The organism is Acidihalobacter yilgarnensis, assembly GCF_001753245.1.
Lineage (GTDB): Bacteria > Pseudomonadota > Gammaproteobacteria > DSM-5130 > Acidihalobacteraceae > Acidihalobacter > Acidihalobacter yilgarnensis.
In genome coordinates this window covers 2,469,163-2,489,468 of record NZ_CP017415.1, presented here as the reverse complement: position 1 = coordinate 2,489,468, position 20,306 = coordinate 2,469,163, and the positions used below count along the sequence as shown (strand labels likewise).

Genomic DNA, 20,306 nt, shown 5'->3' with positions numbered 1-20,306 from the left:
GGCGGCCCCCTCGGAATTGATCAGAGTTCGCTACGCGGAACCTGCGGGAACGCGAAGTCGGCGAAGCCCTGCTCGGCAACGTTGAACCACGCGTATTCCATGCCGCGGTATTTCTTCCATTCGCCATAGATCTTGCGCCAGGTCGGATCCTTGGCGGCCAGCTCTTCGTAGAGTTCGAAGGCGTTCTTCTGCGCGGCTTCCATGATGTCCTTACTGAATGGACGCAGCGTGACACCCTTGTCGATCAGTTGTTTGAGCGCGGGTGGGTTGACTGCGTCATAGTGCGCCATGACGCGGACATTGACCTCGGCCGCAGCTGCGTGCACGGCGGCTTGGTATTCCTTGGGGAGCTTGTCCCAGGCGGTCTTGTTCACATATAGCGAGAACTGTGTGGACGGTTCCCACCAGCTCGGGTAGTAGTAGTTCTTGGCGACGCGATAGAAGCCGAGCTTCTGGTCGTCGTAGGGGCCGACCCATTCGGTTGCGTCGATGACGCCACGCTCGAGTGCGGGGTAGATCTCTGCACCGGCCAATGTCTGCACGTTGACGCCCAGGCGGGCCATGACTTTGCCGCCAAAGCCGGGGATGCGCATCTTGAGACCCTTCAGAGAGCCCAGTCCCTCCAGTGGCTTGCGGAACCATCCGCCCATCTGTGTGCCGGTGTTGCCGGCGGGTAGAGAGACGATGTTGAACTGGGAGAAGACTTCCTTGTTGAGGAGGTCGTTGCCGCCGCCGAAGTTTTGCCAGGAATTCTGCTGGCGATAGTTCATGCCGAAGGGGAGCGTGGTATCGAATGCCAGCGAGGGCATCTTGCCGATGTAGTAGTAGGAGGCGGTATGCCCCATCTCCACGGTACCCTGCTGGACGGCGTCGAGCACCTGTAGACCTCCGACGATCTCGCCGCCGGCGTAGACGCGGATGTTGAAGCGGCCTCCGGTCAGCTCGCCGACGCGCTTGGCGAAGAACTCGGCGCCGCCGTACACGGTATCAAGGCTTATCGGCCAGCTTGCCGCCAATCGCCAGCGCAGTCGCGGCGATGTCTTCTCGGCGAAGGCGGCAGGTGCCGCGAGTGCAGCCGCCCCGGCTGCCAGTCCCACGGTGCCACCTTTAATAAAGTCGCGACGTTTCATGGTCTTCTCCCTTTTTTGTTTGTTTAATCGTTTGACTGTAGTACCGATCACCCATCATGACCAGGATGATCGGGCCCCGCCTAACTGCCCGGCAGGAGGTGCACAATATCGGGATAGGTGATCAGAATCGTCAACCCGATCAGCTGGATGATGATGAAGGGAATGACACCTTTGTAAATCTGCATCGTGGTCACACTAGCCGGTGCGACGCCGCGCAGGTAGAACAAGGAAAAGCCGAATGGCGGTGTTAGGAAGGAGGTTTGCAGGTTCATACCGATCATGATGCCGAACCAGACCATATCGACGCCGAGATGCATCGCCGCGGGTGCCAGCAGGGGCAATACGATGAAGGCGATTTCGAAGAAATCGATGAAAAATCCCAATATGAAAATGACCAGATTGGCTGCCAGCAGGAAACCAAGTTGACCGCCGGGTAGGCTGGTGAGGAAGCTGTCCACCCACAAATCACCGTCAAAACCTCGGAATACCAGGCTGAAGAAGCGCGAGCCGACGAGGATGAATAGCACCATCGAACTTAGCTTGACGGTAACCTCTAGGCTGTGGGTGATTTGCGGGAATTTGAAGCGCCCGCTGAATACGGCGAGCAGAATGGCACCGATCGAGCCGAAGGCGCCGGCCTCGGTGGGCGTGGCGACGCCGGTGAAGATGCTGCCAAGTACCACGAAGATCAGGGCCAATGGAGGAATCATCACCAAACAGACCCGGACCATGAGGCGCCCAAAATTCTTGGGGCGATCTTCGGGGGGGAGCGCCGGCGCGGCATTTGGCCTGAATACGGCGACACCCGCGGCGTACAGCGCATACATACCGGCCAACATCAGTCCAGGGACGAGCGCGCCGACGAACAGACTACCGACCGGTACGCCAAGCTGGGCGCCTAGGATAATGAGTACCACACTGGGCGGGATGATCTGCCCGAGCGTGCCGGAAGCGGCGATGATGCCCGTCGATAGCGATCCGGAATATCCGTAGCGCAACATAACGGGTAGGGCGATCATCCCCATCGATACGACCGTGGCACCGACCACGCCGGTCGCTGCGGCCAGCAGGGTGCCGACGAAAACAACCGAGAGGGCGAGACCCCCACGCAGTGGGCCGAACAGCTGCCCCATGGTCTTGAGCAGATCTTCCGCCAAGCCCGATTTTTCCAGCATGGTGCCCATGAAGATGAAGAAAGGGACCGCCAGCAGGGTGTAGTTGTCCATCACCCCGAAGACGCGTTGCGGCAGTGCCTGCATGAGGTTGAGGTCGAAAAAACCGAGGCCAATGCCCAGTGGCACGAACAGCATGGCCGTACCGCCAAGTGCGAAGGCGACGGGGTATCCCGAAAAAATCATAAATAGCAGGGTCAGCAGCATGACCCCGCCCATCCAGTCCATGCTCATAGCACCACATCTTCCTGTTTGGATTCGTAAACCGACGCGCGATGACCGCGGATAACCGCGATGGCCTTGATGGCTTGTGATAAGCCTTGGAGGATCAGCAGTACGAAGGCGATGGGTACGATGGTCTTGATCGGATATCGGGGTAGCCCGCCTGGATTGGGCGACATTTCATGAAATTTCCATGAAAAGCCCACCCAGGAAAGGGATAGCCACAGGATCAGGATGCTGAATGGCAGGAGAAATACCAACGTCCCGGCGAGCTCTATCCAGGCCTGTCCTTTGGGCGAGAGGCGTCCATACATGATGTCCACGCGTACATGGGCATTGTGCTTGAGAGTGTAGGCGGCACCGAGCATGAACATGGTGCCGAACAGGTACCATTGAGCCTCGAGGTATGCGTTCGAAGACAGGTTGGCACCGATGTATTGGCCGAGGTAGCGAACGGTGGCATTGTAGGCGCCGAGTAGTATCATGGCGAAGGCCAGCCAATACATTAAGCGGCCGACTTGCTCGTTCAGTGCATCGACGATATTCGCGAACTTCAGCCAGCCGTGCATGGCATCCCCTTATTCATTATGCGACCTTAGTTATATAGAGCCCGAAGGGGGCGTATTCTATCCAAGCAGATGAGTGCTCGCAAAAAAAGTGAACGAAAGACCTCTAATCTGGTCGGCGCATTAACCTTGCCGTGGGGGCGGTTGGGTATTTATGCGCGGGGCGGAGATTTGTGGGGCTGCGACTGGCTCGGTGATGATGCTCTGCCCGCCGAAGGTGCTGAGGATGAGCTGCTTGCGGTCTGCCGTGAGGAGATGCACGTCTATCTGCGCGCGCCCGCGCATCGATTCGGGTTGCCGTTACCGGAGACGGGGTCGGCCTTCCAGCGGCGCGTCTGGCACGCGTTGCGTGACATACCCGCGGGTGAGGTGCGGACATATGGCGCACTAGCCCATGAACTGGGCAGTGGCCCGCGTGCGGTCGCCCAAGCTTGCCGCGCGAATCCGTGGACGCTCATCGTACCTTGCCACCGCGTGGTGGCCGCAAATGGTTGGGGCGGCTATGCAGGGGCAGTTGATGGCCGCCTGCTGGAAATTAAGCGCGGTTTGCTCGCTCACGAGGGCGTTGCGGCACTGATCTAGTCCCCAAGTGCGGTAGAGGGCTCATCCGTTTCTTCGGTCGTGACCGTTGCAACATCGGTGGCCTCTGGAGTGGCCGTGCGCGGACGCTCCATTTCGACACGATTTCGTCCTTGAGCCTTCGCGCGATACATTGCGCGATCTGCTCGTTGCACCATCATGTCGGCCGTTTCCCCCAAGCGAAAACTGGCGATACCGAAGCTTGCAGTCGGCTGAATGCCGCCGCTAATACGCAAAGATGCAATGCGCTTGCGCAGGCGTTCGCCGAATTGGGAGGCTCGGGACTGAGACAGCTCGGGTGCAATGATCAGAAACTCTTCTCCTCCCCAGCGGGCTAGGTGATCCAATCCGCGCAGATCGCATCGCACGGCATTGGTCACTGCTCGCAGCACGGCGTCGCCGATGGCGTGTCCATGCAGATCGTTGATCTGCTTGAAGTGATCGAGGTCGAACAAAATCAGGGAGAGTGGTCGCCCGTAGCGCCCGGCTCGGGCAACTTCCAGGGCGAGGAGTTCTTCCGCACGGCGGCGATTGGCGCAGCCGGTGAGTGGGTCTGAAAATGCCAGGGTGCGCATGCGGGCGTATTGCGGGCGCAATTGCGCGAAGCTGTAGTGTACGAATACATAGGCAATACTGGCGGCGATCAGTTGTATCAGCGAGGACAGCAGTTCGATATTGGCGCCCCGCGTCTTGAGGCCAAGCCAGAGGGTAAGGCCGCCGATTGTGCTGATCACACCTAGGCTGGCTACCAAGGCTCCGCGAGGCGGCCAGACCAGGAAGGCGAGCAGGTACGTGAAGAAAAACCAGTAGGTGCGCGCCCCGAGCGGAGTGTGCGTATATGGATAATGGAGGGTTTTGTAACCCAATGCGGCGAGCAGGTAGGCGGTGAGCAGTCCCCAGCCGATGCGTTCGATCCAGGGGAGCAGGGGCGGATTGCGCCACAGCGAGAGCGCCAATACCAGCAGGCCAATGCCCAGGATGGGCAATACATGTGCATCCACCGGGTTTGGTAGACCCACTCGGTGTGCGAGGCTTGATGCGATCAGGCAGGCGACGGCGCCGCTTGACATGGCCAGCAGGGCCATCCTGCGCTTGATACGGTCGAAGTCGTCGGGGAGCGTTTCAGCGCGATGATTTCGACCAGCAAGCGGGCTGCCCCCGTCTGCCATGCGGATCTCCAAATTTGGTGTGATTGTTTCCGCGATTGCACGGAATATGTCACATTTTCCGTGTCTGTGCATCGTCTTGTGCTTGAAAAGTGGGGGGCTGGCCCCATAAAACGCACTGATGACGAGCGGGGCGCTTGGGCGCTCCGGATGGTGGACTCTTCAACATTAGGACGGGAGAAGGCATGAACAGCTCAACCAAGGAAACGCTGGCGTTCCAGACGGAGGTCAATCAGCTTTTGAAGCTGATGATCCATTCGTTGTATTCGAACAAGGAAATTTTCCTGCGTGAGTTGATCTCGAATGCCTCTGATGCTTGCGACAAGCTGCGTTTCGAGGCGCTGGGCGATGATGCCCTGTACGAGGGTGATAATGCACTTGCGGTTGATGTCGAATTCGACGCAGAGGCAGGGACGCTGACGGTACGCGATAATGGTATCGGCATGAGTCGCGAGGAGGTGATCGGCAATATCGGGACCATCGCCAAGTCGGGGACTCGCGAGTTTTTCGAGCGATTGACGGGTGATCAGGCCAAAGACACTCGCTTGATTGGGCAATTCGGCGTGGGTTTTTATTCCGCGTTCATCGTGGCCGACCGTGTGGTCCTGACGACCCGCCGCGCAGGCATGGGCCCGGAGCACGGCGTGCGTTGGGAGTCGGATGGCACGAGCGGTTATACCTTGGAAACGGTCGAAGCCACGCCCCGTGGCACCGAAATCGTGCTGCACTTGCGTGAAGACGAACGTGAGGATTTACTGAACGACTGGCGCTTGCGCAGTATCGTCACCAAATATTCCGATCATGTGCCGCTGCCGATCCGTATGCGCAAGTCCACGGAAGAGGACGGCAAGCCCATCGACGAGTGGGAGACGGTCAACAAGGCGTCCGCGCTGTGGCAGCGTCCCAAGTCGGAGATCGACGACGAGGAATACAAGACCTTCTACAAACACGTGGCGCATGATTTCGGTGAGCCGTTGGCGTGGACGCATAATCGTGTCGAAGGTCGCCTTGAATACACCTCGCTGCTGTATGTGCCGGCGAAGGCACCTTTAGATCTTTGGGATCGCGATCATGTTCATGGACTCAAGCTGTACGTACAGCGCGTGTTCATCATGGACGACGCCGAACAGCTGATGCCGCGCTACCTGCGCTTCGTGCGCGGTGTAATCGATTCTAACGACCTGCCGCTTAACGTCTCGCGCGAGATACTGCAAGGCAACCGGATCATCGAGCAGATCCGGGCTGGGTCGGTCAAGAAACTGCTGGGCATGCTGGACGACTTGGCGGAGAAACGCCCGGAGGATTATCAAAAATTCTGGGATGAGTTCGGGCGGGTCCTTAAAGAGGGCCCTGCAGAGGACTTCGCCAATCGAGAAACAATTTCCGGGTTGTTGCGCTTCGCGAGCACGCATGCGGATACGGAGGCGCAGACGGTTTCGCTGAAGGATTACGTGTCGCGCATGCGCGAGGGTCAGGACAAGATTTATTACATTACCGCCGATACCTTCATGGCCGCCAAGCACAGCCCGCATCTGGAGTTGCTGCGCAAGAAGGGTATCGAGGTGTTGCTGATGTCCGACCGTGTCGATGAGTGGTTGATGGGGCACCTTACCGAGTTCGAAGGCAAGTCGTTCCAGTCGGTCGCCAAGGGTGATCTCGATCTTGGCGGCACCGAATCGGAAGACGAGCGCAAGGCCCAGGAGGCCGTTGAAAACGAGTCCAAGGGGCTGGTCGAGCGCGTACGCGAGGCGCTGGGCGAGCGGGTGGAATCGGTGCGTGTGTCGCATCGCCTGACCAGTTCGCCGGCGTGTATCGTCCTGGGCGAGCACGACATGGCGCTCTATATGCAGCAGTTGCTCAAGCAGGCCGGGCATGAGATGCCGGGTAGCAAGCCGGTGTTAGAAATCAATCCGGGGCACCCGATGGTCGCGCGTCTGGATTCGGAGTCAGACGACACACGCTTCAAGGAGTGGTCCATGCTGTTACTCGATCAAGCTGTCCTGGCCGAGGGTGGTCAGTTGGAGGATCCGGCGGGCTTTGTTGCACGGCTTAACCAGCTGATGTTGGCGCTGGCCGGTTAGCGTGGTGGACCTGTGTGCTCAATCGGCGGCGTCGAGTCGTCGAGCGAGCGCGCGCAGTTCGGATGAGAGGGTCACTGGATAGGGTGCCGTCGCGGGTGTCGATTCACGCAACGCGGCCGGTAGTCTGGCCAACTCGTGCCGGGCATGTTCCCTTGCCTCGGCCAAGTTCGGTTGCGGCTTGATACGCCGACCACCGCGCATGACCGGGCGTAGCAGTGGCTCACCGTCGGCTTCCTCCGTACTCAGCGTAATGCAGTCGCCGATCATTTGCCCATCTGCTCGGTATCGTCGATAAATCTGCTTGCTGCCGGGCCAGGTGGCCTTGCCTTCGGAGCGTTTGCGACGGGGTTGTCCGGCGTAGGCCTGTAGCTTGTATGCACACTCTAGATAGGGAGCATCATCGGAGACGTCCATGCGCGTGCCGACACCATAGCCGTCGATCGGGGCGCCGGCCTGTTGCAGGGCAGCAAGGCGTGATTCGTCGAGATTGCCGCTGGCGAAGATTGTGACCGATTGCAAGCCGGCGGCGTCCAGAATGGCGCGCACCTCGCGGGAAGCGGTATCCAGGTCGCCGCTGTCGATGCGTACGCCGCGGATACGGATGCCGTGCGCGTGGAGGCGCTCGGCGACTTCGATCACATGTCGAGCCCCACGTTGGGTATCGTAGGTATCGATCAGCAGAACGGTATTGTCAGGATGGATTTTGGCGAAGTTCTCGAAGGCCATCCGTTCGTCGTCATGGGCGAGTACGAATGAATGTGCCATGGTGCCATAGAGCGGTATGCCGAAATCGTGCCCCGCGAGTACCGTGGCGGTGCCATCGAAACCGGCCAAGTAGGATGCGCGCGCCGCGAGTAGGCCGGCCTCTGCACCATGGGCGCGGCGCAGACCGAAATCGACCAGACGCTTGCCTGGGGCAGCGAGCACCATGCGGGCTGCCTTGGAGGCGATCATGCACTGGAAATGGAGTAGGTTCATGACCCGGCTTTCGACCAATTGAGCCACGGGGAGCGGCGCACTGATGCGCAGCACCGGTTCATCGGAGAAGAAGACCGTGCCCTCGGGGAGCGCGTCGACGTCGCCCTCGAAGCGTAGCTGCGAGAGGTATTCGGTGAGTACGGGGCTGGCATGATGATGGCGATTCAGCCATTGCAGGGCATCTTCCGAGAAGCGGAGCTGCTCCAGGAATTCGAGCACCTGAGCAAGGCCGGCCGCGATCAGGAAATTGCGCGACTCTGGGAGCTTGCGCACGAAAAATTCGAAGACCGCCGTATCCATCATGCCGCGTTGGAGGTAGGCGTCCATCATGGTGAGCTGGTAGTAGTCGGTCAGCAACGGATTGACGGGTACGCCATCGGTCACAATATGGGGTCTCCTGGCTAAAGGTGGTGGCTCGAAGCCGCCCGCGACGGCACAGCTTGCGCTTACGTTTGAGAGTATTGCTGGAGTCTGGCGAGGCTGGCAAGGGTGGCGGAGCCGTTGTTTGATGGTCGTATACTGGGTTCATGTAAACGACGAGGAGGCGGCGCAATGGGTAACAAAGGCGATCACAATCGCCAGCGTATCGTGGAGGCGGCCGATCAGCTGTTCTATCACCGTGGCTACAATCAGACCTCGTTCAGCGATATTGCCCAAGCGGCAGAGCTGTCGCGTGGCAATTTCTATTATTACTTCAAGAGCAAGGACGAAATCCTTTCGGCGGTTATCGCCCGCCGCCGCGATCAGTTATGCGCGCGGCTTGAATCCTGGTCACGAGATTTTGCCGAACCGCATGCCTGTCTGCGCTGCTTTGTTCGCATGATGCTAGACAATCGCAGCGAGTTGTTGCGCTATGGTTGCCCGGTGGGTTCGTTGACTCAGGAGCTGAGCAAGACTCAGCGTAAGCTGCAGGTTGAGGCCGTTGCCTTGTTCGAGGTGATCAGGGTGTGGCTGGAGGATCAGATGAGCCGGCTCAAATTGCAGGATCCCGCAGGCATGGCGATGCATTTGCTTGCCGTTTGTCAGGGTGTGACGCTGTTGGGCAGCGTCTATGCCGACCCGATATTCCTGGAGCGGGAGGTCGGGCGATTGGAGGCATGGGTCGATCGCCTCTAGCGTGGGCCGGCTCCTTCAGCCAGCGGATTCGCATTCGCGTCGTGCGATCAGCAGCCGTCCGGTGGCCGCACCAGCGGTGGCGGCGAAAACAGGCGCGCCCGCGAGTAAATACCAGTAGAAGGTTGCGAAGCGCCAGAGAATCAGTGCCAGCGCCAGCGTGTCGGTCGACAGCCAGGCGGCGAGCAGGGCCGAGAAGCCGAGTTCAACACTGCCGGTGCCGCCCGGTAGGAAACTAAGCTGACCGACAAACAGGAGCATCCCCTGCACTACGAAGAGATAGGACCAGGGTACCGGGTGGTGCAGGCCGTAAAGTACGACGGGCAGGATGCTGTAGCGCAACAACCAGTGGCTCATGCAGTAGACGTATAGCAATACCAATCGATGCCAGGGCATGCCGAGCAGCAGTTTGACCGCATGTCGGAACTGAATGACCCAGCGCGCCAGCCTGCGACGCCTGGCAATACTGACATGTAGGCGCCGCAGCAACCGCCCGAATAGTCGTAGCACCGTACGATAGCGGCGTAGCAACAACCACATGAAGCCGAGTCCGGCGGCGAGCAAGCCAAGCAGTAGACCGAGCAGCCAAGCCGGGTGGTCAAGTTGACGGTCAAAGGTGAATACCGCGAGGGCCAGCGGCAATGCTGTCGCGAAAAAAGCCAGATCCATGATGTGGTCAACCGCGTACAGGGCCGCTGCGTGACCGGTTTTCACGTGGTGCTGACGCAGGAGGTAGACATAGGTCAGTGGGCCGCCGACGCCGGCGGGGGAGGCCGCGCCGGCAAATTCAGTCGAGATGACGGTCGCGAGTGCCTGTCGGCGGCGCAGGCTGCTTTCTACGCCGCTGACCAGCAGACGTAAGCGTGCTGCATTGAATATCCAGCCCAGCATGACCATGCCGAGCGTTGTGGGTATCAACCAGTGCGCCACTTCGGGCAGTTGCGCCAGCACGCCGAAGCCACCGTAACTCAGCGGGATGGCAAGGCTCAGCAGGAGTGTAACCAGTCCGATCAGTAGCGCGCGCTTCATGCGCCTGCCGCCAACCAGGCGGCTTTGGTCATGGGCTGTCGGTCGCGGAGGGCCTGGCGTAGCGTGCGTTGCCAGTAGTTCACCGCTTGCGGATGCTGGGCGTCGGCCGGGTGTAGCCCGAGACGCAGCAGCGGTGCGCGACTCAGACGTCTTTGTTGTACCTCGTTGACCACGCGCGAGGCAGCGCGACGCCATGCAGCGCGCACGCTCCACACCAGACTGGGGTGTCCGGTTGCTCGCCAGTCCGGTAGGCGGTAGAGCGTGGTGCGGGTCGATGTGTACTTCAGGCGAGAGTGCGCGAGTGCGGCACGTGTGCCATCGCTCATCAGCCAGGCTGGGGCTACGAAGCCTTCGACAGGCCAATCGAGGGCGTCAAAGCATGCTAGGCCACGCGCCAGCAGTTCGGTCGCGGCGGATTCGTTCAATGCAGCGAACTCGCCTTCGGAGGCCGTGTAGACGCGTCGCGTCAGCCATTGCAGTGGGTTGCGTGGCGCTGCGGCGGTATCGTCGATGTGATGAAACCCATGAAGCGCCAATTCGTCGCCGCGTTGCAAACGGGCCTCGATCGCGCGGCGGAAGCCGATATCCGTGTCGATGGTGCCGCGATGGTGATAGTCGGGTACCACTAGCAAGGTAACGGGCACCTGGCCGCAACCGTCGATCATTCGCAGTAGGGCTTCGCAGGCGGGCCACGTGGCGGGAGCGACGTCATGCAGCACGACGCTGACGGCACGGGGTGGAAAAATATCAGGCGCTGGCACGTTGCGAATTCTCGTGGCTGAGGCCGGTCGGATCGATCAATCGGCAATAGGTCTGGAACAGCTGGCTGAAGGCGCGATCCCACGTCCAGTGCGCCTCGATCTGCCGGCGGGCCTCCCGGCCCATGCCGGCCACGTCGCGCGTGAACAGCGCTTCGATGGCCTCGGCCAGATGGCCGGGGGCGCTGGATCGCGCAAGGGCGCCCACCGCCGGGTTGACCAGTTCGGGGATGGCGCCAGCCTCGACCCCGACCACCGGGATACCGCTGGCCATAGCCTCCAGCACGATCAACCCGAAAGTTTCGTTATCGCCGGCGTGTGCCAGCGCATCCGCAGAGGCGAGCAGGCGGGCTAGCTCGGGGGCGGAGAAAAAATGGGAGAAGCAACTGATGTTACCGGTTGAGGCAAAGGGCATGTCGGGGCCGACCAAGAGCAAATGGTAGCGTGGTCCCAGACTTTTGAAGGCATGAACCAACTGCTCCAGGTTTTTTTCACGTGCATAGCGTCCGGCGAAGATCAGCAGATGCGTGTGTGCGGAGAGGCCCAGTTGTCGGCGCAGATGTGGGTCACGGTTGCGCGGATGGAACCCCTCCGCATCGACTCCGAGAGGCTGCACGGCGACGCGCTCAACGCCCATCTCAATGAGGTGGTCGTGCATGGTCCGGCTTGGCGTCAGTACTTGGTCAAATGAGCGATAGAGGCGGCGGACATAGGCTTGGGTTGCGGGCAGGGCGCGTTCGCCGAGACGTTTGGCCAGTAGTCTCGGCAGGTCGGAATGATAGAATCCGACCACCGGAACGTTCAGTTGCCGCCCCGCAGCGAGCGCGGCGCCGGCCAGGCGATAGGGATCGCCGGCTTCGATGAGGTCGGGGGCGAGTTCGACCAGCTTGCGTATCCAGGGACCGCGACGTATCGGAAAGCGGTAGCCATTGGAAAAAGGTAGCGGCGGCGCCGCCAGCGTGAACACGCCAGGCGAGTCCTGGGTATTGCGGGTGCCGGGCGCCAGCAGGCTGTGGCGGCACAAGGTATTATGCGCAAGCCATTGCCGCTTCGCGTCTAGATAGCGACGTACGCCACCGCTTTCCGGCGCGTAAAACATGGTGATGTCGGACAGATGCATGGCAGGCGTCCGGGTTTGGCTTCTACTCACTCACGACCTATCAATCACGGCAATCGAAACGACAGTATGACGGATTTCAACACGGCGCTCGACCTCTACCTGCAGGGTGAGCGCGCCGGCGCGCTGCATTTGTGGCGCCTGCTGGCCGATCAAGGTGATGTGCGCTCGCAGTTCAACCTCGGGGTGATCTACGACCAGGGCGATGGGGTTGCGGCGGACAAACCGCTAGCTGCGGCCTATTATCGGGCGGCGGCCGAGCAAGGCTTCACCGAGGCCGCCTTCAACCTTGCGCTGATGCTGGATATAGGCGATGGCATCGCGATCGATGCGAACCAAGCCGCCCACTGGTTCTGGGTGGCTGCCGAAGCGGGTAATCCGCAAGCGCAGTTCCGACTGGGGCTCAAATACGATACGGGTGAAGGCCTTCCACGAGATGCCGAGCAGGCGGCGCAGTGGTATTACCGCGCGGCGGAGGTGGGTGAGCCACATGCCGCGAATAATCTTGGGCGGTGTTTTGCCATGGGCGAGGGCGTACCACGCAGTGATGTCGATGCCTATAAGTGGTTCAATATTGCCGCCGAGCTGGGGGTTGCCAACGCGGCGCGGTATCGGGAGCGGGTGGCGCGCGAACTGTCGCCGGCAGAGCGGCTGCGTGCCGGCGAGATTGCGATCGACTGGTTACGAGAATTTCGCGTCAGACGCGGCTGAGTCGTACTCAGCCTTCCGGCGTGTTTGGCGGGCCGACGGGGTGCAAGGCCCCATCCTTCAGATCGAAGGCGCGGCCAAATCCGGTTATCAAGCGACCGCCGTTGTGGGGTTGTAGTCGAAACAGACGGAAGTCTGGGAGCGAGCGCAGGAGCCGGATTATCTGTCCGAAGCGGAGCTCGAAGAGCTCCAGCAGCGAGGTCCATTCGGCCGTGTCCGGCTGAATCTCATCCACACGGCAGGTCTGACTGAGGCGTGTGCGGGCGAAGATCTGCGCCGTGGCGGCTTCATCCTCGATGAGCAGTACCGAGGCGGGGCGCCCCGAGGCGAGGTGGCGAGTATGCGCGGATAGACCGCTGACGAAGACGTGATAATCGCCACGCGCGTCGCGTATATAGGGCGCGGGACTGGCGTGCGGCGTGCCGGCTTCGTCAAGCGTGGCCAAAATCAGCGACTGGCAGTCTTCATGTAACGCCATCAATGTCGCTTGTGGATCATCTCCCTTTTCGCTCACGATGCGGCACTCGTGCGCGTGGTGAGCCAGGTGAGGGCGTGCTCGGTCAACGTGTGGGTGGACTCGGGGGCCGCTTGGAGTTCGCGTATCGTTTCGGCCATTTCCTCGACCGACGCCGCGCTGCGGATCGCGCCGGCGGCGATGGCCGCACGCACCTCAGGATGGTTCGAACCAGGGCCCGCGATCACCGGCTTTCCGGCAAGGATCGGGGTGATCAGGTCAGGCGTGGCAGTCGCCTCGGTAGTCAGCGTACCCCGAGCAGCACGACATCGGCGCAGGCATAGAAATCGGCGACCGGTTCGGGTTCCTCGATAAAGTAGACACGGCTGTTCTTGGGTACCTTCGAGGTGAACAGTCGGCTGTGACGGATCGTCGGCAGGCTGTATTTCAGCGCGTCATAGTAGACCGGCTCGTACCGGGCTGGATCAGCGGGCGAGATCATCATGATTGCCGTCTGCTTGCGCAGAATGTCGAACAGGACACCATATGCCCTGGCTTCCTCGCCTTCACTGGTATTGGGGGCATAGAACACCCAGTAGCGGCGTTCGCGGAAGTCCGCGAAACGCTCGCACAGAGAGGTGTCGGGCTGATAATCAGGCAGCATTTTCGAGGTCTCCACAGACATGGATGAGCGCAGTATATCAGCCGGTCACGCCGAGGGCGGGTGCTACAATGCGACATATAGTTGGGGGGGATATGCTGCGCAACAGCTTATTGATTGTGTTTTTGCTGCTTGCGCTTGCGCTGGGTGTCGCGAGCTGGTTCGGACGTGGTGGCGGGGCGAGGGAGACGGGCGATCTGCCTTGGCAGGTCGTGATCCTGCCGGATGGGGCCTCGCGCATTTTTGGCGTGACGCTGGGCAGGACGACGGCCCGCGAGCTCAATGCACGTCTGCGCAATATTCCGCGCGTGGCGCTATTCGTTGCGCCTGACGGCCGCATGAGTCTGGAGGCCTATTACGGCACTATTTCGTTGGGCATGTTTGAGGCCCGGCTCGACGTGACGCTCGGCGCATCCAGGGTGGCCTTGATCGCCATGGCGGCCCGTGCCGTAGGTCGTCAACCGACGGCAACCGGAGCCTGGCGTTTGGCTCTGACCGAGACGGATACCCTCCGGGCCTATGGCTTGCCGATCACGGGGATCACCTATGTACCGCGAGTACGCTATGACGAAGACTTGGTCCTCAAATCCTTCGGGTCTCCGGTCGAGCGAGTCGCCGTGAGTGACGGGCAGGTGTATTGGTTATATCCCCAGCGTGGCCTCGCGCTATTGAGAGGGCGTGATGGTCACGCGGTGTTGTACTACGTGGCGCCGTCGGCGTTTGCGGGTGTGCGCACGCGTATCGATGGTATGGGCATGGTTCAGGGGAATTGAGGCGAAACATGGCTTTACGACCCGGTTTTTGGCGCGATACGTCCTTGGCGGAAATGGATCAGGAGGAATGGGAAGCCGTTTGTGACGGGTGTGGCCGATGCTGTCTGCACAAGCTGCAGGACGAGGATAGTGGCGAGCTTTTTTTTACCGACGTGGCCTGCCATCTCCTCAATCTCCAATCGTGCCAGTGCAAAGACTACCCGCGTCGGCGCAGCCAAGTGCCGGATTGCATCCAGTTGACCACCAAAGACATCGAGAGCTTCGAATGGTTGCCGTCGACCTGCGGTTATCGACGGCTGGCGTCAGGGCAGGATCTGCCTGAATGGCATCACTTGGTTTGCGGCGATCACGAGGCTGTACATCGTGCCGGCGTTTCAGTGCGCGGACGTTGCGTCAGCGAGCGCTACGTGGATGACCTGGAGGAGCACATCGTGGAATGGTTACGCTGATCGATATCCATGCGTGCAGTACAGTACGCATGGATATCGGGGCGTTCAGGCAGCCACGGCGGCAATCAGGCGTTCAGCGGCATAAGGACTGTTTTTGCGGATGTAGGCGGCGAGCAAGGTGTCGAAATCCCCGACTACCGATTGCCGTACGGCGGGTAGTGCGAGCAATGCTTCGGCCCAGGCATTCAGTCGTGGGTAGTCGGCTTCTGGCATGACATCGTCCATCGGCTTGATCAGTGCATAACGCATGAATATCGGTGCGTAGGCTGCGTCGACCAGCGAAAAAACGGTGCCGTTGAACCAGGGGCCGTTACCCAATATCGCCTCGACCTTGGCCAGGTTGCTCTGTGCTCGGGTGCGCACCGCTTCGAAATCGTCCTCGTTTTTGGCGACGGTCAGCTGATATTGATCGACGATGCACTGTTCGCCAAATTGGATCCAGCTGCGGTTTCGAGCCCTGACCAGCGGGTCAGACGGATGCAGTGCGGGTGGCGTAATGTCGTCAATATATTCGTTGATGATCGCCGATTCGAACAATGCGTTGCCATCGTCAAGGCGCAGGGCCGGCACCTTGCCGAGGGGCGATATTTCGAGAAACCAGTCCGGTGGCGCGGCCAGGTCGATGTAGGTAATCTCGAAGGGTACCTGTTTGTACAGGAGTGTGACCACGCTGCGTTGCACGAAGGGGCATAGTTTGAAACTGATCAATTCCAGAGGCATGAGCATCTCCGCGGTGGTGTGTGGCATTTCGGAGGACTGCAGCTGATGCAGTCGTCTCAGGGAGAGGCGTTGCGGATCGACAAGTGGTTGTGGGCTGCGCGTTTTTTCAAGACACGCAGCCTTGCCGCATCCGCAGTCAACGGTGGCAAGGTACATCTCAACGGCGCGCGCGTAAAGCCATCTCGCGGGGTGCGGCTCGGCGATAAACTCGAGATCGTGCGTGGTGAGGAACGCTATGTCGTCGAGGTGCTGCTGCTCAGCGAACGGCGGGGGCCAGCTTCGCAGGCGCAAGGGCTTTACGCCGAGGGCGAGGGGGAGCGACAGGCGCGTGAGCGCTATGCGGAGATGCGGCGATTGGAACATGCCGGGGCGCTCGCCCCGGCACAACGCCCGGATAAGCGAGCGCGCAGGCGTATTCGCGAGCTGCGCGGGTTGGATTGATTATTCCGCTTTGTCGGAGTGGAACGATTGCGGGTGATTGCGGTCACATTCCATTGGTTCGAGGTGATCTGTAAGCGGACCCTGCATTCGAAGCAAACCCACCATAAGGAGAAAGCGGCATGTCCCGAGTGTCTACAGCAGCAAATGGAGCCGGTAAGCGCATAAAAGTCGTCGCACTGACAGTTGCAATGCTTGGTTTCGGTGCAATGGTCGGCGCGCATGCCGCCCCAAGCCCATTGGCTCAAGCTATCGCCGATGGCAAGCATATCTTCATTCACGACACCTTCGGCGGGCGTGGTACGACCTGTGAATCCTGTCATAAGGCTGCCGGCATGGGGCCGACGGTGACGCCAAACGGTCATAAATTCCCGAGTCTTTCCAATGCCGCAGCTATTTTCCCCCGCTACAGCCCGCGTGCTGGCAAGGTGATTACGATCGAGGACCAGATCCGCGGCTGTGTGGCCGGCGGCCTCGGTGGCAAACCGCCCGCGTATGGCAGCAAGACCATGCGCTCTTTAGTTGCCTATCTGACCTCGCTGTCACAGGGCAAACCCATCGACATGGGCGGCAAACCGAAATAAACGCAGCGAATCAACGAATCCCATGCTGGTTCCCGGCATGGGATTCGTGTGTCGAGTATTGGATTTTGCTATAGGCGGGCAGTCACCCGGATTCCCGCTTCAGAGTGCGGGTCTATCCAAATACGGGTTTGTTGCGGGGATGGTGCTCCCACGGGGACTCGAACCCCGGTTTTCGCCGTGAGAGGGCGACGTCCTAGACCGCTAGACGATGGGAGCTGGAAGACTGCAGCTGCGCGGAAAGGCTGGTATTATACTGGCGAATTGGATTTTCTCAAGAAGCATTCTTCCCCACCCACATCGTGAGCCTGCATCCAGCTTGAATTCACCATCCATCCCCGCATCCATCCCCGCCATCATTCCTCGCGCCGAGCACATCATCTCCCGCGCCCGGATTAGCCCAAACGCGCTGAAGGTTCTTTATCGTCTCAAGGATGCCGGTTATGAAGCCTACCTCGTGGGCGGTGGGGTGCGCGATCTGTTGCTCGGCCGGGAGCCGAAGGATTTTGATATTGCGACCAACGCGCGGCCGGAGGAGTTGCAGTCGTTGTTTCGTAACTGTCGACTGATTGGCCGTCGTTTTCGGTTGGCACATGTTCGCTACGGACGTGAAATCATCGAGGTTGCCACCTTTCGGGCACCGCACGAGATCGCGGAGAGCGACGGTGATGCGGAGCTGAGCGAGGAAGGGCGGATCTTGCGCGACAATGTATACGGGACGTTCGAGCAGGATGCCTGGCGCCGCGATTTCACCATTAACGCCCTGTATTACGATATTCGCGATTTTTCCGTGGTGGATCATGCGGGGGGGATGGGCGATATCCGCGAGGGTCTGTTGCGTCTGATAGGCGACCCGCAGGTGCGCTACCGCGAGGACCCCGTGCGCATGCTTCGCGCGGTACGTTTCGCCGCGAAGCTGGGGTTTCGGATCGAGGCAGAAAGCGAGGCGCCGTTGTTTGAACTGGCGCCCTTGCTGGCGGATGTTGCGCCCGCGAGGTTGTTCGATGAAGTCCTCAAGTTGTTTCAGGGTGGGGCGGCCGTGCAGTCCTTCGAACTGATGCGGCACTATGGCTTGTTCGGGGTGCTTTTCCCGGCAACCGAGGCGGCCTTGGCGACCGAAATCGACGGTTTTCCGCTGACTTTTTTGCGTCAGGCCTTGGAAAATACGGACCGTAGAGTGGCCGAAGGCAAGCCGGTGACGCCGGCCTTCCTATTTGCGGCCCTATTGTGGGAGCCGGTACGCCAGCGTGTACGGGACTTGAACAGTGATGAGTTGGGCGAGATACCGGCCCTGCAGATCGCGGCAGCGGAGATTAGCGCTGAGCAGACGCGCCGTATCAGCCTGCCCAAGCGCTTTAGTCTGCCGATGCGTGAGATTTGGACGCAGCAACCTCGGTTCGCACAAAGACAGGGCAAACGCCCGATGCGCCTGATGGCTCATCCTCGGTTCCGGGCGGCCTACGATTTCCTGTGTCTGCGGGCGAGGGTCGGCGAAATCGATGTGGAACTGAGTGATTGGTGGACGCGCCTGCAGGAAAGCGACGCGGAAGGTCAGCAGCAGTTACTCGAGGTCGCCGCTGCGACAGCGCGTCCCGAGGCGGGGCGCCGTCGGCGTCGTAATCGCCGCGTGCGTAAGGCCAAGCCTACCGATGCCTGAGTGCTGTCCGGCCTACGTGGCCCTGGGCAGTAACCTGGATGACCCGAAGTCCCAGATCGAACGTGCGATCATGGCGCTTGATGCCATACCACAGACGCGATTGCTGCAGCGTTCGTGCCTCTACATCAATCCGCCGATAGGACCGCAGGACCAGCCCGATTTTATCAATGCGGTAGCCCGATTGGACACGGCTTTGGCGCCTCTCGATCTGCTGGATGCGCTTCAAGCCATTGAGGCCGATCAGGGGCGGGTAAGGTCCGGCGAGCATTGGGGGCCACGCACCTTGGATCTCGATCTCCTGCTTCATGGCGACCGAACGCTGGCCATACCGCGTCTGACACTGCCGCATCCGGGCATGCATGAACGGGACTTTGTCCTGTATCCTCTCGCCGAAATTGCACCGTGGCTGGTGATTCCGGGTCTCGGATCGCTGGATGCGTTGATCGCGTGCTGTCCTTCTAGGGGGCTCTTGCCTTTGGATCGTTCTGATGGTTGAACTGCCGGGTTTCATCGCCATCGAAGGCCCGATCGGAGTGGGTAAAACGACACTTGCGCGACGGCTGTCCGAGGACTTCGAGGCCTCGTTGTTGCTGGAGCAGCCAGAAGAAAACCCTTTCCTGGAGCGTTTTTACGAGGATCCGCGGCGGGCAGCACTGCCGGCGCAGCTCAGTTTTTTGCTGACACGGGTACGCCAGATGCGAGCCATGCGCCAGAACGACCTCTTTAGCTCGACACGGATTGCGGACTTCTTGCTTGATAAGGATCGTCTGTTTGCCGAGGTAACGCTCGATGAGGATGAGCTGGCGCTGTACGAGGAGGTCTATACCCAGCTGGTATTGGATGCCCCGCGTCCAGATTTGGTGGTGTATCTGCAAGCGCCTGTAGACGTACTGTTGCGCCGGATCGAGCAGCGTGACCGCAGTTACGAACGCCTGATCGACCCGGCCTATTTGACGCGCTTATGCGCACGTTATGCCGATTTTTTCTACCATTACAATGGCGCACCGCTATTGATTGTCAATGCCAGCGAGATCGATATCGTGCGCAACGAGCGCGATTATCAGGCCTTGGTCGATGAAATTCGCACACCACCCAGCGGGCGCCGTTTCTTCAACCCCTTGCCTTTTACGATGTGATGCCATGAGTGTACAGAACGAACAAAAGCGCGTGACGGTCACCGACCTCCGGCGTGCCCGGCGTGAAGGCCGCAAAATTGCCTGTCTGACGGCGTACGATGCCGGCTTTGCCCGCCTGGTTGATGATGCGGGTGTCGATGTGATTTTGGTCGGCGATTCTCTTGGGATGGTGGTGCAAGGCCGCGAAAGCACGGTTTCCGTAACCATGGATGACATGGTGTACCACACGCGAATGGCCGCGGTGGGTCGGCGGCATGCCTTGTTGATGGCCGATATGCCATTCATGAGCTTCACCGATCCCGCCAGTGCCTTGCGCAACGCCGCTCGATTGATGCAAGAGGGGGGCGCGGAGATGGTCAAGCTTGAGGGTGGTGCCGACCAAGTGGCCGTCGTCGAACAGTTGAGCGGACACGGTGTGCCAGTCTGCGCTCATCTGGGACTACGCCCTCAGTTTGTGCACAAGCTCGGAGGATATCGGGTGCAGGGGCGCGATGCCGCAACGGCAGAGGCCCTGCGTCGAGATGCCCGTACATTGGCGGCTGCGGGAGCTGAGTTATTGTTGCTCGAATGTGTGCCAGCGAGTCTGGCGGCCGAAATCACTGAAATGGTAGATATCCCGGTGATCGGTATCGGTGCTGGCTCGGCCTGTGATGGCCAGATATTGGTTCTGCACGATGTTTTGGGCATCACGCCCGGAACGCCCCCGCGCTTCAGCCGGAATTTTATGCCGGGTCACGAGGGAGTGGGGGATGCCTTGCGCGCTTACGTTGAGGCGGTGCGTGAGGGGCGCTTCCCGGCTCCCGAACACGGTTTCTGAG

General features: G+C 60.2%; 24 protein-coding genes and 1 tRNA gene. 12 read left to right on the top strand and 13 right to left on the bottom strand.

Annotated features, from left to right (window positions below):
- Window positions 1–20: 20 nt before the first annotated feature.
- The 3 genes from BI364_RS11920 to BI364_RS11910 form a co-directional block, all read right to left on the bottom strand.
- Window positions 21–1,130, bottom strand: a complete 1,110-nt coding sequence (locus BI364_RS11920) for a TRAP transporter substrate-binding protein (protein ID WP_070078928.1) — start codon at window positions 1,128–1,130, stop codon at window positions 21–23.
- Between the two features lie 80 nt (window positions 1,131–1,210).
- Window positions 1,211–2,536 carry a TRAP transporter large permease gene (locus tag BI364_RS11915; RefSeq protein WP_070078927.1) on the bottom strand — a complete coding sequence of 442 codons (1,326 nt, stop codon included), beginning with the start codon at window positions 2,534–2,536 and terminating at the stop codon, window positions 1,211–1,213.
- Window positions 2,533–3,093, bottom strand: coding sequence for a TRAP transporter small permease subunit (locus tag BI364_RS11910; protein WP_070078926.1), 561 nt, complete (start codon window positions 3,091–3,093; stop codon window positions 2,533–2,535). Before BI364_RS11910 ends, BI364_RS11915 begins: the two co-directional genes overlap by 4 nt.
- Before the next feature lie 141 nt (window positions 3,094–3,234).
- Between BI364_RS11910 and BI364_RS11905 the strand changes: the two genes are divergently transcribed.
- Window positions 3,235–3,672 (top strand): methylated-DNA--[protein]-cysteine S-methyltransferase, encoded by a 438-nt coding sequence (locus BI364_RS11905; protein ID WP_233279507.1) that lies wholly within the window; start codon window positions 3,235–3,237, stop codon window positions 3,670–3,672.
- On the opposite strand, the gene BI364_RS11900 is transcribed toward BI364_RS11905, so the two are convergent.
- Window positions 3,669–4,838 carry a GGDEF domain-containing protein gene (locus BI364_RS11900; RefSeq protein WP_070078924.1) on the bottom strand — a complete coding sequence of 390 codons (1,170 nt, stop codon included), beginning with the start codon at window positions 4,836–4,838 and terminating at the stop codon, window positions 3,669–3,671. The genes BI364_RS11905 and BI364_RS11900 overlap by 4 nt on opposite strands.
- 182 nt (window positions 4,839–5,020) lie before the next feature.
- On the opposite strand from BI364_RS11900, the gene htpG reads away from it, so the two are divergent.
- Window positions 5,021–6,916 carry a molecular chaperone HtpG gene (gene htpG / locus BI364_RS11895; protein ID WP_070078923.1) on the top strand — a complete coding sequence of 632 codons (1,896 nt, stop codon included), beginning with the start codon at window positions 5,021–5,023 and terminating at the stop codon, window positions 6,914–6,916.
- 18 nt (window positions 6,917–6,934) lie between these two features.
- Here the strand turns inward: htpG and BI364_RS11890 are convergent, their stop codons facing one another.
- Window positions 6,935–8,278 carry a nicotinate phosphoribosyltransferase gene (locus tag BI364_RS11890; protein ID WP_083251363.1) on the bottom strand — a complete coding sequence of 448 codons (1,344 nt, stop codon included), beginning with the start codon at window positions 8,276–8,278 and terminating at the stop codon, window positions 6,935–6,937.
- 168 nt (window positions 8,279–8,446) lie between these two features.
- Here BI364_RS11890 and BI364_RS11885 point away from each other — a divergent pair, with 168 nt between their 5' ends.
- On the top strand, window positions 8,447–9,010 hold the full coding sequence (locus BI364_RS11885) for a TetR/AcrR family transcriptional regulator (protein ID WP_070078921.1): 564 nt from the start codon (window positions 8,447–8,449) through the stop codon (window positions 9,008–9,010).
- Window positions 9,011–9,025: 15 nt separating this feature from the next.
- On the opposite strand, the gene BI364_RS11880 is transcribed toward BI364_RS11885, so the two are convergent.
- The 3 genes from BI364_RS11880 to BI364_RS11870 are packed head-to-tail and all read right to left on the bottom strand — an operon-like array spanning window position 9,026 to window position 11,914.
- Entirely contained in the window at window positions 9,026–10,036 is a 1,011-nt protein-coding gene (locus BI364_RS11880) for a lysylphosphatidylglycerol synthase transmembrane domain-containing protein (RefSeq protein ID WP_070078920.1), read from the bottom strand.
- A complete protein-coding gene (locus BI364_RS11875) occupies window positions 10,033–10,797 on the bottom strand; it encodes a DUF2334 domain-containing protein (protein ID WP_197495695.1) in 765 nt (254 codons plus the stop codon). The genes BI364_RS11880 and BI364_RS11875 overlap by 4 nt, the downstream gene beginning before the upstream one ends.
- A complete protein-coding gene (locus BI364_RS11870; protein ID WP_070078919.1) occupies window positions 10,784–11,914 on the bottom strand; it encodes a glycosyltransferase in 1,131 nt (376 codons plus the stop codon). The genes BI364_RS11875 and BI364_RS11870 overlap by 14 nt, the downstream gene beginning before the upstream one ends.
- Window positions 11,915–11,980: 66 nt before the next feature.
- Between BI364_RS11870 and BI364_RS11865 the strand changes: the two genes are divergently transcribed.
- Window positions 11,981–12,622: a tetratricopeptide repeat protein gene (locus tag BI364_RS11865; protein WP_070078918.1), complete on the top strand. Its 642-nt coding sequence runs from the start codon at window positions 11,981–11,983 to the stop codon at window positions 12,620–12,622.
- A gap of 7 nt (window positions 12,623–12,629) precedes the next feature.
- Here the strand turns inward: BI364_RS11865 and BI364_RS11860 are convergent, their stop codons facing one another.
- The 3 genes from BI364_RS11860 to BI364_RS11850 are packed head-to-tail and all read right to left on the bottom strand — an operon-like array spanning window position 12,630 to window position 13,737.
- Window positions 12,630–13,133, bottom strand: a complete 504-nt coding sequence (locus BI364_RS11860) for a HugZ family pyridoxamine 5'-phosphate oxidase (RefSeq protein ID WP_156782742.1) — start codon at window positions 13,131–13,133, stop codon at window positions 12,630–12,632.
- On the bottom strand, window positions 13,130–13,321 hold the full coding sequence (locus BI364_RS11855) for a hypothetical protein (RefSeq protein ID WP_070078916.1): 192 nt from the start codon (window positions 13,319–13,321) through the stop codon (window positions 13,130–13,132). Before BI364_RS11855 ends, BI364_RS11860 begins: the two co-directional genes overlap by 4 nt.
- 56 nt (window positions 13,322–13,377) lie before the next feature.
- Window positions 13,378–13,737, bottom strand: a complete 360-nt coding sequence (locus BI364_RS11850) for a hypothetical protein (protein WP_070078915.1) — start codon at window positions 13,735–13,737, stop codon at window positions 13,378–13,380.
- A gap of 92 nt (window positions 13,738–13,829) precedes the next feature.
- Between BI364_RS11850 and BI364_RS11845 the strand changes: the two genes are divergently transcribed.
- Window positions 13,830–14,507: a hypothetical protein gene (locus BI364_RS11845; RefSeq protein ID WP_070078914.1), complete on the top strand. Its 678-nt coding sequence runs from the start codon at window positions 13,830–13,832 to the stop codon at window positions 14,505–14,507.
- 8 nt (window positions 14,508–14,515) lie between these two features.
- The gene (locus tag BI364_RS11840; RefSeq protein ID WP_070078913.1) at window positions 14,516–14,956 is read left to right on the top strand and encodes a YcgN family cysteine cluster protein; all 441 of its coding nucleotides are present in this window, start codon (window positions 14,516–14,518) and stop codon (window positions 14,954–14,956) included.
- A 45-nt stretch (window positions 14,957–15,001) separates the two neighbouring features.
- Here the strand turns inward: BI364_RS11840 and BI364_RS11835 are convergent, their stop codons facing one another.
- Window positions 15,002–15,676: a glutathione S-transferase family protein gene (locus BI364_RS11835; protein WP_083251548.1), complete on the bottom strand. Its 675-nt coding sequence runs from the start codon at window positions 15,674–15,676 to the stop codon at window positions 15,002–15,004.
- Window positions 15,677–15,721: 45 nt separating this feature from the next.
- Between BI364_RS11835 and BI364_RS11830 the strand changes: the two genes are divergently transcribed.
- A complete protein-coding gene (locus BI364_RS11830) occupies window positions 15,722–16,117 on the top strand; it encodes an RNA-binding S4 domain-containing protein (protein ID WP_070080052.1) in 396 nt (131 codons plus the stop codon).
- A 119-nt stretch (window positions 16,118–16,236) separates the two neighbouring features.
- Window positions 16,237–16,698, top strand: a complete 462-nt coding sequence (locus tag BI364_RS11825; protein WP_156782741.1) for a c-type cytochrome — start codon at window positions 16,237–16,239, stop codon at window positions 16,696–16,698.
- A 140-nt stretch (window positions 16,699–16,838) separates the two neighbouring features.
- Here BI364_RS11825 and BI364_RS11820 read toward each other — a convergent pair.
- Window positions 16,839–16,914 (bottom strand) — tRNA-Glu (locus BI364_RS11820).
- 100 nt (window positions 16,915–17,014) lie between these two features.
- On the opposite strand from BI364_RS11820, the gene pcnB reads away from it, so the two are divergent.
- The 4 genes from pcnB to panB are packed head-to-tail and all read left to right on the top strand — an operon-like array spanning window position 17,015 to window position 20,305.
- Window positions 17,015–18,352: a polynucleotide adenylyltransferase PcnB gene (gene pcnB / locus BI364_RS11815; RefSeq protein ID WP_070078910.1), complete on the top strand. Its 1,338-nt coding sequence runs from the start codon at window positions 17,015–17,017 to the stop codon at window positions 18,350–18,352.
- Complete coding sequence (gene folK, locus BI364_RS11810) at window positions 18,345–18,848, top strand: 2-amino-4-hydroxy-6-hydroxymethyldihydropteridine diphosphokinase (protein ID WP_070078909.1); 504 nt, start codon at window positions 18,345–18,347, stop codon at window positions 18,846–18,848. The genes pcnB and folK overlap by 8 nt, the downstream gene beginning before the upstream one ends.
- Window positions 18,841–19,488 carry a deoxynucleoside kinase gene (locus BI364_RS11805; RefSeq protein ID WP_083251361.1) on the top strand — a complete coding sequence of 216 codons (648 nt, stop codon included), beginning with the start codon at window positions 18,841–18,843 and terminating at the stop codon, window positions 19,486–19,488. Before folK ends, BI364_RS11805 begins: the two co-directional genes overlap by 8 nt.
- Before the next feature lie 4 nt (window positions 19,489–19,492).
- Complete coding sequence (panB, locus tag BI364_RS11800; RefSeq protein ID WP_070078907.1) at window positions 19,493–20,305, top strand: 3-methyl-2-oxobutanoate hydroxymethyltransferase; 813 nt, start codon at window positions 19,493–19,495, stop codon at window positions 20,303–20,305.
- Window position 20,306 lies beyond the last annotated feature (1 nt).